Genomic DNA, 11,472 nt, shown 5'->3' with positions numbered 1-11,472 from the left:
ATACCCTCTCTCCCGCGGGGTGGGAGAGGGGGCTTTATTTGCGTATCAGTCAGCTTTATCTTTGTTCCTTCTGCGGATGAAGGACAAGGTGGATTGAAATGTGGCTAGGCAGGTCGTCTGAAAATCAGTCAATGCCTATTCTGCGTCATTATCTTTTTTGAATCGTTTATCTAGTAGTTTCAAAATCTAAAGGTCGTCTGAAACGGCTTTCAGACGACCTATGCTACAATTTCACGAATCCGAACCCATTACAGGAAAACTCATGGAAGCCACCGTCTATCTCGAAGACAACGAATACATCGCCTTATGCGACCTCTTGAAGCTCGCCGGACTTGCCGAAAGCGGAGGACAAGCGAAAGCGTTTATCGCCGAAGGACTGGTGTTGCGCAACGGCGAAACCGAAACCCGCAAAACCGCCAAAATACGTGGCGGCGAAGTCATCGAGTTTGACGGCGCGCGCTTGGAAATCGCCGATGGATACGACCCTGAAGAATAAAGCCGAAGCCCTCTTGGGCGAGCCGCTTCTAGACGAACCCGTCCGCCCCGAGTCGTGGGAATGCTGCGGCAGCGATTGCGGCGATGCCTGCATCCAGACGATTTATTGGACGGATAAAGCCAAATACGACGCGCAACGGCGGAAATTGAAAGAAGCGGGTTGGTCGGAAGACGAAGATAACGGAAAGGCCGTCTGAAAACGGTTCGGCTTGATGGAAACCGCGTTTTCAGACGACCTTTTATAGTAGATTAAAATTGAAAACGTTCATATCGTCATTCCCGCGCAGGCGGGAATCCAGAAGTTTAAAATAGCGGTTAACCTTAAACATTTCCGACAAATCAAGGCCTAGATTCCCGCCTGCGCGGGAATGACGGAATAGCGACTTTTCCTTTAAATTTGCCATACACCCGTTTTTAAAATTACCCCCGTCGCCACACCGCCCGATAATATTGCACCTGTCCACTGTTCACCACACACATAACGCCCCATGATAGACCTGCACTGCCATTCTACCGTTTCCGACGGTATGCTCTCCCCCGGCGAAGTCGTGCGCCTCGCGCATCAAAACGGCTGCACGCTGCTGTCGTTGACCGACCACGACCACACTGGCGGCATCGCCGAAGCGCGTGCCGAAGCGGACAAACTCGGGCTGCGTTTCGTCAACGGCGTGGAAATCTCCGTAACTTGGCGCGGGCGCACCATACACGTTGTCGGTTTGGATTTCGACGAACAGGACGAAAACCTGCAAAACCTGTTGGCACAAGTGCGGCAAGGTCGTCTGAAACGCCTTAAAGCCATCGCCGCCAAGCTCGAAAAGAAAGGCATCGGCGGCGCATACGACGGCGCGCTCGCGCTGGCGGCAAACAAAGAAATGGTCAGCCGCACCCACATCGCCGAGTTCCTCATCCAAGCGGGACACGTCAAAAACAAGCAGCAGGCGTTCACCAAATACTTGGGGGACGGCAAGTCCTGCGCCGTCCGGCACGAATGGGCGACGTTGGAAGACTGCGTCTCCGCCGTCAACGGCGCGGGCGGCATGGCAGTCATCGCCCACCCCATGCGCTACGACTTGTCCGCCACCGCCAAGCGCAATCTGTTTGAAGAATTTAAAAACCTCGGCGGCGTGGGCATCGAAGTCCACAGCGGCAACTGCTGCAAAAACGACCGCCTCAACTACGCGCTTTTGGCAGAACGCTTCGGTATGCTCGCCAGCGCGGGCAGCGATTTCCACCGCTTAAACGACTTCAGCGGCGGCATCCTCGGCGCGTGTCCCGAACTGCCGGAAAACTGCAAACCGGTTTGGGAACATTTCAAAAGGGTTTGTGGCATTTAAGGCAAAGTTTGGATATTAGGACAAACTTGCCGACGCCACATGCCAAGCTTTACCGAATCCCGTCGTGTAAGTTTTACCCGCAAATTTACCGAAAATTTCAAGCAACCTGTCTGCGGACAATCTTGGCAGGTAAACCAAACCGTACCGCTGCCGTCATGCCATACACACAAAAGCAGCCATGACGGCGAATAGGCGTTCTGTTTTGATTCAAAAGAATCATTTCGCCCTCAAAGGTCGTCTGAAAACCGCTTCATCGCATCGCTACACGCATACGGTTTTCATCAGGAAGCCCGTTTCAGACGACCTTCCCGATATGAAATCTTCAGGCTTTGCTATAATCCGCAATCCGCATTTTTTGAGCCACCGCCATGCCGTACGCCCTCGTCCTCCAACTTCCTTCCGCCGAAGCCCTGCCTTCCGCCCTTCTTTCCCGCCTGCCCGAGCCTGATTACGCCGATGAAAAGCGTATGCGTTTCATCGTTGAAGAAGGATTTTCTTTAAGCGAGGCAGACGCGGCGTTGCTGGACAGCCGTCAAATCGACCATGCCGTGTTGCCCGATAGGGCGTTCGGTGAACTCGGGCTGATTGTCAGCGATATGGATTCGACGCTGATTACCATTGAATGCGTCGATGAAATTGCGGCGGGCGTCGGCTTGAAAGACCGCGTGGCGGAAATTACCGAACGCTCGATGCGCGGCGAATTGGATTTCGAGCAGTCTTTGCGCAGCCGCGTCGCCCTGTTGGCGGGATTGGACGAACGGGTTTTGGCGGAAGTTTATGAAAACGTTTTGCGGCTCTCACCCGGCGCGGAATTTTTGTTGGACGAATGCAAGGCACACGGCGTGAAATTCATGTTGGTGTCGGGCGGATTCACGTTTTTCACCGAAAGGCTGCAACAACGCCTCGGCTTCGAATACCAACACGCCAATGTTTTGGAAATTGAAAACGGCAAGCTGACGGGTCGTCTGAAAGGCAGAATCATCGACGCGCAGGCAAAGGCGGACTTATTACGTGAATACCGCGACCGCCTCGGATTGCAGCCGCATCAGGTTTTGGCGATGGGCGACGGTGCGAACGATATTCCGATGCTCAAAGAGGCAGGCATAGGCGTGGCTTACCGCGCCAAACCGAAAGCGCAGGCAATCGCCGATGCCTGCATCAATTTCGGCGGATTGGAACGCGTCAGGGGTTGGTTTAAATAAACCGTCTGCATCGGTTGTCAGGAGTTTCCCAGTAAAGCAAAGGTCGTCTGAAAAATTTTCAGACGACCTTTTTGCTATTTGAAATATCGTAATGACTGCGAACGGAACACCAAAGGAAACGCAGTAACAATACGCCAAAACGAAGCATCCACCCCGCTCCTAAACACGATCTTCTTCATCCCCCGTAACAACCTTATCCTTTCTTCCTGACAGACTGGAAACAGGCAATTAATCAATACAGTTATTACCGTTCTTAAAATAATTTGGCTATGCACTGAAAATATTGACTTAAATTAAACAAAATCGTTTTCTTGTTCACAAACTACCTGACATTCTTTATACTACCAAAGTAGTATTTAACTACAACCTATGAACTAAACCAATAAAAGGAGCCCTAAGGATGAAACATCAGTTACTCCTTCTGCCGCTTGCCGTAGCTGTATCCCAAGCTTGGGCAGATACAAACCCCGTTCCCGAAGAGACTGTTACCCTTTCCCCTGTCACCGTCACCGGCACACAACAACAAAAAGCCAATAGCGTTACTTTCAACCCCAAAGCTGCTTTGCAACCCCTCCCTGCCGGAGACGGGGCAGACCTTTTACAATCTGTCCCCAACATGAGCATCATCCGCAAAGGCGGTAGCTCGGGCGATCCGTTGTTCCGCGGTTTGGGCGGTTCGCGCCTGTCGATTAACGCCGATGACCAGTTTATTTACGGCGGTTGCGGTATGCGTATGGACCCGCCGACTGCCTACATCCACCCGAACTCTTTCGACAAAGTCGTCGTTACCAAAGGCCCTCAAACCGTAACCCAAGGCATGGGTTTGGTCAGCGGCTCGGTGCAATTCATCCGCAAAGACCCTGATTTCAGCGAAAAACCTTACAACATCAACGCCTCCCTGACCGCGGGCAGCAACGACCGCCGCGACGGCTCGCTTGAAGCCGAATTCGGCGGCAAATACGCCTACGTCCGCAGCAATATTTCCCATAACGAAGCCGACGACTACAAAGACGGCTCAGGCAACCGCGTCCACTCCCATTTCAAACGAGACAGCCAAATGCTGCAACTGGGCATCACACCGACCGAAAACACCACCATCGCCGGCACATACGAACGCAGCAGGGCCAAGGTTGCCTACGCCGACCGCATGATGGACGGCAGCAAATTCGATCGCGACGCGTGGAACGTCCGCTTTACCCAACGCAACCTCACCCCTTGGTTCAGCGAACTCGAATTGCGCTACGGTGAAAGCGAAATCGACCACGTCATGGACACATACAGCCTGCGCACCATCCGCAACCCCGCAGGCAAACAGATTAAAAACGCCAACAACCCCAAACGCAACACCGACACAGGTCGTCTGAAAGCTACCTTCGATTGGGATAATCTCAACCTGCAAACCGGCGTAGATTATATGGACGACGTACACGTCGCCCGTATGGAACGCGGCGGCGACGGTTACAGCCACAAGCCTTTTATGCCCAACCAAAGTTTCAAACAATGGGGCGTTTTCAGCGAAGCCGCTTGGCAGCAAACCGACAAACAACGTTGGGTAGCAGGCTTACGCCACGACCGTGTCAAAGCGGATTATGATTCCGCAGACGTAACCGATCCCGCCTTGAAACATCAGAAATTCAACTTGAATTCCGGCTTCTTACGTTGGGAACGTGATACGGATAACGGCTTGAAATACTACGCCGGATTCGGTATCGCAGAACGCTCGCCCGACTACTGGGAACGTCTGCGCGCCAAAAAGAAAATCATCCATCCCGAACAAAACCGCCAAATCGATGCGGGCATCATCTGGAAACGTCCTAACCTCCACGCCTCTGTATCCGTATTCGGCAGCGATGTCAAAAATTTCATCATACTCGAACGCCAAGGCACGGATTTAGGTGTACGCAACGTTAAAGCCTCGCGTTTCGGCGGCGAAGCCGAAGTCAAATGGACGTTTGCGCCCAACTGGGAAATCGGCAGCAGCCTCGCCTACACCCACGGCAAAAACCGTACCGACGGCAAACCTTTGGCGCAAACCCCGCCGCTCGAGTGGAACAACACCCTCGCCTTTGACAACGGCAAATACAGCGCAGGCGCGTTATGGCGTGTCGTAGCGAAACAAAACCGTTACAGCAAAGGTCAAGGTAACATCGTTGGTCAGGACATCGGCGCCTCTTCCGGCTTCGGTGTACTCTCGCTCAATGCCGGCTGGAAATTCAGCAAATACGCCACCTTGCAGGCCGGTATAGACAACGTGTTCAACAAAACTTATGCCGAATTCGTCAGCAAAGGCGGCGACCCTTCAGCAGGCACGCAAACCTTGCGCGTCAACGAACCCGGCCGTACCGCTTGGTTGAGACTGCAAGCGAAATTCTGATGTTGAATTGAGAAAATAAAAGGTCGTCTGAAAACCCGATTGTGGGTTTTCAGACGACCTTTTCTATAAACTGAGGAAAGGGCAAATCTCACGCTATCCTCGTTCCTTCGTTGGTAAAAATGACAGTATCGGGTTAAGCATAGTCATATTCTATTTGAGTTTACCTAAATCCTTAACAATCCGATATTGCAACACGACAAACCAAAACCCGCCCTATCGTACGGTAAAAAGGTCGTCTGAAAACCAAATTTGATTTTTAGACGACCTTTAGTGTTCCAACGCATCAAACTACTATTTGCCCGCTTTCAGCGATTGCCATAAACGGACGCTCAGGCGGCTCGCATCTGTTGATTTAGGCGATACGATAAAGCTTTTATCCATCAATTCCTTGGTCGGGAAAATAGACGCATCGCCGGTATATTTCCCGTCCATCAATGCGCGTGCAGGGCGGCTGGCGGGAGCGTAGGTAACGAAATTGCCATTTTGAGCTGCGACTTCGGGATCGAGCGTGTGGTTGATGTATTTATGCGCATTGGCGGTGTTTTGGGCATCGCGCGGAATCATCAGGGAGTCTACCCAAATGCCGACGCCGCTTTTAGGGGTTAAAACTTCGATTTCAACGCCGTTCTTCGCTTCTTGCGCGCGTGTTTTGGCGATATTCAAGTCGCCGCCGTAACCGACTGAGACGCAAAGATTGCCTGCCGCCATGTCGTCAATATAGCCTGACGAAGTGAAGCGTTTGATGTCGGGACGCACTTTTTTCATCATGTTGACGGCAGCTTTGATGTCGTCGGGGTTTTCGGTATTCGGGTCTTTGCCCAAATAATGCAGCGCGAGCGGGATTTGTTCGATGGCGCTGTCAAAATAGCTGATGCCGCAGGATTTCAGCTTTTTGGTGTATTCGGGATTGAACACCAAATCCCATTCGTTTTCGGGCAGCTGCTCCGTCCCCAAGGCTTTTTGAACCAGTTTTTTATTGATGGCGAGCGTGTTGATGCCCCAGAAATAAGGGACGGCGTATTGGTTGCCCGGATCGACTTTTGCCATCATGGCAAGCAGGTCGGCATCGATGTTGGCGTAGTTCGGGATTTGGCTTTTGTCGATTTTTTGATACGCACCGGCTTTGATTTGGCGTCCGACGTTGGCAATAGACGGGGCAACGAGGTCGTAACCGGATTTGCCGGTCAAAAGCTTGGCTTCTAGGGCTTCGTTGCTGTCGTAGTAGTCGTAGCGGACGTGGATGCGCGTATTTTTTTCAAACGCGTTGAGCGTGGCGGGATCGACGTAGTCCGACCAGTTGTAAATATTGAGCTTGTCGGACGCAGTATGGGAAGAGGGGGCGGAAGATTCTGCGGCGGTTTGTTGTCCGCCGCTGCATGCAGTCAAGACGAGGCCTATGAGTGCCGCCGCCATTGAAGTTTTTTTCATGGATACAGTCCTTTTGCGAAAGAGGAAAACATTGCAGCGGTGGCAGCGGGTTAGTACGAACTGTCCACATACAAAAGGTTAACTGTGGGGGCGGCCGGCATATGCCTCAGGCCCTTGATTCAGCAGGTTCGCATTAAACGGCAAAATCCCTGTCGGCGCAATAGGTTAGACGGGAAAATTTCTTCTTTTTTTCGTTGTTTTCAGCTATGGGTTTCTTCATAAACAAAAAAATATTCAGACGACCTGTTACATACTGGCCACACATCAATTTTCCCTATCCGCACACCCATGCCCTTTGCCTAAAACCCATGTTATTTGCTATACTTTTTGAGAATTATTTTTAATTAAATTAAATCCAAAATTCCCGCATGACTACTCCCGACTCCGCCACCGTAACCGACCACACCCGCCAATGGCTCGTAAAAGCCGTCATCGGGCTCAACCTCTGCCCCTTCGCCAAAGCACCGCACGTCAAAAACCTCGTGCGCATCAGCGTCAGCCAAGCCCGTCATCTGGACGGTTTCCTTGAAGACCTAGACCGCGAATTGCAGCTTTTGGGCGACACGCCCGCTGACGAGCTGGAAACCACCCTGCTTGTCCACCCGACCCTATTCCCCGACTTCGACACCTTCAACCAAATGCTCGACATCGCCGATGCCGCCGTTGTCGACAACGGTTTGGAAGGCATTATCCAAATCGCCCCGTTTCATCCCGATTTCCAATTTGAAGGCACGGATTCAGACGACATCGGCAACTACACCAACCGCTCGCCCTACCCCACCCTGTACCTCATCCGCGAAGACAGCATCGCCAAAGCCGCACAAGCCTTTCCCGATGCCTCCGCCATTTTCGAGCGCAATATCGCCCTGCTCGAAAAAATGGGACATGAAGGCTGGGACAAACTCGATATTCCCCGCTGCCCATTTGATCACGGCAAAACCAAAGCATTCGAATAAAACCTACAACAAAACAACAATATGATTCGCTACTTACTCATCTTTTGCGGCGCAGTTTCCTTACTTTTAGGTATCATCGGCATTTTCCTACCATTGCTGCCAACCACGCCTTTTGTCCTGCTCGCCGCTGCCTGTTGGGCAAGAGCTTCGCCCCGTTTCCACCGCTGGCTGCACCAACACCGCTATTTCGGCCCCATGATACAAAACTGGGAAAACAACGGCGCCGTCCCGCGCAAAGCCAAAATCTTCGCCATCAGCATGATGGGCCTATCCTGCATCTTCATGTTTTGGCGCTTCCCCGAACAATGGTGGATAGGCGCGGCATCGACATTAGGTTGCGGCTGCATCGCCGTCTGGATGTGGCTGCGTCCCGAACCCTGATTCGTGTTCAAAATCCAAGGTCGTCTGAAAACGCGGCTTCCGTTCCGAAACCGTATTTTCAGACGACCTTTTGTCATTTCAAAGTATCGGTTTTAAAATATCGGTAACACAAACCATCAAAAGGAAAGCCGTCATGGCACAATTCTTCGCCATCCACCCCGACAACCCGCAGGAACGCCTGATCAAACAAGCCACCGACATCGTCCGCAACGGCGGGGTTGTCGTGTACCCTACCGACTCCTGCTACGCGCTCGGCTGCAAACTCGGCGACAAAGCCGCAATGGAACGCATCCTCGCCATCCGCAAAATCGACTTGAAACACCACCTGACCCTCATGTGCGCCGATTTGAGCGAATTGGGCACTTACGCCAAAGTCGACAACGCCCAGTTCCGCCAACTCAAAGCCGCCACCCCGGGCAGCTACACCTTCATCCTGCAAGCGACCAAAGAAGTCCCCAACCGCACGCTGCACCCGAAACGCAAAACCATAGGCCTGCGCGTTCCCGACAACAACATCGCCTTAAGCCTGTTGCAGGAATTAGGCGAACCACTGCTCAGTTGCACCCTAATGCTGCCCGAAGACGACGAGCCGCTGACCGATCCTTACGAAATCCGCGACCGCCTCGAACACGCCGTCGATTTGGTGATTGACGGCGGCTGGTGCGGCACCGAGCCGACCACCGTCATCGACATGACTGACGGCACGGAACTCATCCGCCAAGGCAAAGGCGACATCGCCCTATTCGGTCTGTAAGCCTAAAAAACTAAAAGGTCGTCTGAAAACCCAAATCCGTTTTCAGACGACCTTTTTATGCCAATTCTTTTGCTGCCACACCACATCTCTCACGTTTTGTACCATGAAACTCTATGTTGCCGGTCATATTCAGATATAATAACGACCTTCAAAAATAATTCCCTCAATAATTACATTACGGAAACAACAAATGGAAAATACCCAAACTCCCTCCCGTTGGCGTTTTGCCCTCAAAAACGCAGGCTGGCATCTTGTCGTCAGCCTGATTCTTGCAGGCCTCGCGGCACTTTTGGTCTTCGCTGTCTGGTATCCCTACCCCTATTCAGAACTGACGGGCGGATTGAATTTGTACACACTCGTCGTCTCGGTCGATATTGTCTGCGGCCCTCTGCTGACACTGATTCTCGCCAGCCCAAAGAAAAAACTGCGCGAACGCATTACCGATTTTTCTTTGGTCGGCATCATCCAGCTCGCCGCGCTGGTTTACGGCTTACACAGTGTTTCCTTAGCGCGCCCTGTCGTTGCAGCCTTTGAAAAAGACCGCATCAACATTGTTACCGCCGCTGAAATCGACGAAGCGGATTTAGCAAAAGCCCCTGAAGAAATGCGCCAACTGCCGTGGTTCGGTATCGAACGCGTTGCCCTGCGCGATCCTGCATCCATCGAAGAAGCCAACGAAAGCCTCAGCCTTTCGCTTAAAGGTATAGAACCCAGTATGCGCCCGAATTGGTGGCAGCCCGACAGTCCTGCCGAACGCGCGAAAATCCGCAGTGCGATGAAACCCTTGGTACAACTTGCCATCGCCCGCAACATGAGCGAAGCGGACATCCTCAAAACCGCTTCCGTCAAACAAACTGACAAACCTCTGTTTTTCCTGCCGCTTACCAGCGGTAAAATCAAAAACTGGATTGTCGTCATGGATGAAAACGCCGACTTCCTGGGCTACGCGCCGATTGACGGCTTTATCGACAAAAAGCCCGAATTTAAAGAAAAAGTTATCTGACGGACAATAAGTCGTCTGAAAACAGATTCCGCCCAATACCGCCGATAAAATTTCAGACCATCCCTCACCGTCAAAATGGCCGAACTCGAAAACAGGGATTCGGCCTTTTCCTTTAAAGCCACCCTATCCGGTGGTATGATGGAACACATCCGCATCATCAGATAGATATAATATGGGGACGCCCAATATAGTGGATTAAATTTAAACCAGTACGGCGTTGCCTCGCCTTGCCGTACTATTTGTACTGTCTGCGGCTTCGTCGCCTTGTCCTGATTTAAATTTAATCCACTATAGTATCTCTCCCATCACCCATAAGGTCGGATTTTGATTCAGAAAGGAAAAACATGAGCGGCAACGCATGGCTTTTTTGGGCATTAGCTTCCGCAGGATTTGCCTCGTTGACGGCGATTTTCGCCAAAATGGGCTTGCAGGGCATCGATTCGGATTTCGCCACCTTCATCCGCACGTTGGTCATCCTCGCCGCGCTGGTCTTGTTCCTGACCTATACCGGCAAATGGCAGGGCGTGAACGGGTTCACAGGAAGAAACTGGACTTTCCTGATTCTCTCCGGCCTCGCCACCGGTGCATCCTGGCTCGCCTACTTCAAAGCCCTGCAACTGGGCAACGCCTCGCAAGTCGCCCCCGTCGATAAATTCAGCTTGGTATTGGTCGCGCTGATGGCAGTGGTCTTTCTGGACGAACGCCCCAGCACTCAGGAATGGATAGGGCTGGGGCTGGTTACGGCGGGTGTATTAACGCTGGCTTTGAAACGCTAAAAATATTTTTCCAATGAGAAAGGTCGTCTGAAAACCAAAATTCTGGTTTTCAGACGACCTTTTTACTTCCTTAACAATTTACCTGATACGCTTTACCTGCCCGACTGTGCCCACACGTTTTGCAGGTAGGCGTAGGTCAGCTCGGCGGTGCCGGACACCAGCGCGATGTCGCTGCCCAAGTCTTCGGCTTTGCCCACGCCGATGGGCAAGGCGCCGGCGGCTTTGATGGCGGCGACGCCGGCGGCGGCGTCTTCAATGCCGATGCATTGGCGGATATCCGCGCCCACGCCCTCGGCGGCAGCGAGGAAGATGTCGGGGGCGGGTTTGGAATGCGCGACGGCGGCAGGGTCGGCGACGGCGTCGAAGAAGTGGGTCAGCCCCATGCGTTCCAGCAGGAACGGGCCGTTTTTACTGGCGGACGCGAGGGCGATTTTTTTGCCGTTTGCCCTCAATGCTTCCAGCAGCGGCAAAATGCCGGGGTACACGTCTTCGGGTTTGACTGCCTGAATCATCTCGACGTAGTTGTCGTTTTTGCGGCGGGTCAGTTCAGCGAACTCGGCTTCGCCGACGGTTTTGCCGCCGTGTGCGAGGATGCGTTTGAGCGAATCGTCGCGCGACACGCCTTTGAGCTGCTCGTTAAACTTGCGGTCGATGCTGATGCCCAGTTCTTCGGCGAGCTTTTTCCATGCGCGGTAGTGATATTCGGCGGTATCGGTGATGACGCCGTCGAGGTCAAAGAGGACTGCGGTAAAAGTCATTTTGCGCCCTC

The 11,472-nt window shown here is 52.6% G+C and carries 12 protein-coding genes and 1 pseudogene; 10 read left to right on the top strand and 3 right to left on the bottom strand.

The window, feature by feature from the left end:
- The first annotated feature begins 262 nt into the window (after positions 1–262).
- The 5 genes from J7445_RS00810 to J7445_RS00790 all read left to right on the top strand — a co-directional run bounded on the left by J7445_RS00810 (position 263) and on the right by J7445_RS00790 (position 5,405).
- Positions 263–496, top strand: a complete 234-nt coding sequence (locus tag J7445_RS00810) for an RNA-binding S4 domain-containing protein (RefSeq protein ID WP_002221492.1) — start codon at positions 263–265, stop codon at positions 494–496.
- Positions 474–692: an oxidoreductase-like domain-containing protein gene (locus J7445_RS00805; RefSeq protein WP_060974852.1), complete on the top strand. Its 219-nt coding sequence runs from the start codon at positions 474–476 to the stop codon at positions 690–692. The genes J7445_RS00810 and J7445_RS00805 overlap by 23 nt, the downstream gene beginning before the upstream one ends.
- 291 nt (positions 693–983) lie before the next feature.
- Positions 984–1,829 (top strand): PHP domain-containing protein, encoded by an 846-nt coding sequence (locus J7445_RS00800; RefSeq protein ID WP_070655165.1) that lies wholly within the window; start codon positions 984–986, stop codon positions 1,827–1,829.
- A 368-nt stretch (positions 1,830–2,197) separates the two neighbouring features.
- A complete protein-coding gene (gene serB, locus J7445_RS00795) occupies positions 2,198–3,031 on the top strand; it encodes a phosphoserine phosphatase SerB (RefSeq protein ID WP_070655161.1) in 834 nt (277 codons plus the stop codon).
- 400 nt (positions 3,032–3,431) lie between these two features.
- Entirely contained in the window at positions 3,432–5,405 is a 1,974-nt protein-coding gene (locus J7445_RS00790) for a TonB-dependent copper receptor (protein ID WP_070655159.1), read from the top strand.
- Positions 5,406–5,696: 291 nt separating this feature from the next.
- Here J7445_RS00790 and J7445_RS00785 read toward each other — a convergent pair whose 3' ends face one another.
- Entirely contained in the window at positions 5,697–6,833 is a 1,137-nt protein-coding gene (locus tag J7445_RS00785) for a polyamine ABC transporter substrate-binding protein (RefSeq protein ID WP_070539097.1), read from the bottom strand.
- A gap of 368 nt (positions 6,834–7,201) precedes the next feature.
- Here J7445_RS00785 and J7445_RS00780 point away from each other — a divergent pair, with 368 nt between their 5' ends.
- The 4 genes from J7445_RS00780 to J7445_RS00765 all read left to right on the top strand — a co-directional run bounded on the left by J7445_RS00780 (position 7,202) and on the right by J7445_RS00765 (position 9,927).
- Positions 7,202–7,789, top strand: coding sequence for a DUF1415 domain-containing protein (locus tag J7445_RS00780; protein WP_070655157.1), 588 nt, complete (start codon positions 7,202–7,204; stop codon positions 7,787–7,789).
- A gap of 21 nt (positions 7,790–7,810) precedes the next feature.
- Complete coding sequence (locus J7445_RS00775) at positions 7,811–8,170, top strand: YbaN family protein (protein ID WP_070655155.1); 360 nt, start codon at positions 7,811–7,813, stop codon at positions 8,168–8,170.
- A gap of 133 nt (positions 8,171–8,303) precedes the next feature.
- The gene (locus tag J7445_RS00770) at positions 8,304–8,924 is read left to right on the top strand and encodes an L-threonylcarbamoyladenylate synthase (protein ID WP_070655153.1); all 621 of its coding nucleotides are present in this window, start codon (positions 8,304–8,306) and stop codon (positions 8,922–8,924) included.
- 190 nt (positions 8,925–9,114) lie between these two features.
- Entirely contained in the window at positions 9,115–9,927 is an 813-nt protein-coding gene (locus J7445_RS00765) for a fimb protein (protein ID WP_070655151.1), read from the top strand.
- A gap of 185 nt (positions 9,928–10,112) precedes the next feature.
- Here the strand turns inward: J7445_RS00765 and J7445_RS12395 are convergent.
- Positions 10,113–10,220 (bottom strand): annotated as a pseudogene (locus tag J7445_RS12395) (IS5/IS1182 family transposase); the annotation flags it as partial.
- Positions 10,221–10,271: 51 nt separating this feature from the next.
- Between J7445_RS12395 and J7445_RS00760 the strand changes: the two are divergent.
- Positions 10,272–10,703: an EamA family transporter gene (locus J7445_RS00760; RefSeq protein WP_016687139.1), complete on the top strand. Its 432-nt coding sequence runs from the start codon at positions 10,272–10,274 to the stop codon at positions 10,701–10,703.
- Positions 10,704–10,795: 92 nt separating this feature from the next.
- Here J7445_RS00760 and pgmB read toward each other — a convergent pair whose 3' ends face one another.
- Positions 10,796–11,461 (bottom strand): beta-phosphoglucomutase, encoded by a 666-nt coding sequence (pgmB, locus tag J7445_RS00755; RefSeq protein ID WP_070655149.1) that lies wholly within the window; start codon positions 11,459–11,461, stop codon positions 10,796–10,798.
- Between the last annotated feature and the right edge of the window lie 11 nt (positions 11,462–11,472).

Source organism: Neisseria sicca, assembly GCF_017753665.1.
In the GTDB taxonomy this organism is placed as follows: domain Bacteria; phylum Pseudomonadota; class Gammaproteobacteria; order Burkholderiales; family Neisseriaceae; genus Neisseria; species Neisseria flava.
This window is presented reverse-complemented; position numbering and strand designations above follow the sequence as displayed.